General features: G+C 47.3%; 1 tRNA gene. It reads left to right on the forward strand.

Annotation, left to right across the window (positions count from 1 at the left end):
• Positions 1 to 75 precede the first annotated feature (75 nt).
• Positions 76 to 151 (forward strand) — tRNA-Glu (locus OXR04_RS21525).
• The last annotated feature ends 187 nt before the right edge of the window (positions 152 to 338 follow it).

Consider the following 338-nt stretch of genomic DNA (forward strand, 5'->3'; position numbering starts at 1 on the left):
TTCCCGCGCAGTGCTCACACAGATTGTCTGATAAAAAAGTAATGAGCAAAGCGTCTTGCGAAGACAGACTTAAATGTCCCCTTCGTCTAGAGGCCCAGGACACCGCCCTTTCACGGCGGTAACAGGGGTTCGAATCCCCTAGGGGACGCCATGCTCGGTGACAGGTGAAAGATGTTGCCCACATATCTTAAAGATGACTTACGAGTCATGTTTAAGATATTGCTCTTTAACAATCCGGAACAAGCTGAAAATTGAAACGACATGACGCGTTCATTCTCCGTAATAAGAATGAAATGGCGACATGTCCGAGTCTCTCAAATGCTTACAGCACGCAGCGT

It is taken from the genome of Pantoea sp. GM_Pan_3, from assembly GCF_026541045.1.
Lineage (GTDB): Bacteria > Pseudomonadota > Gammaproteobacteria > Enterobacterales > Enterobacteriaceae > Pantoea > Pantoea anthophila.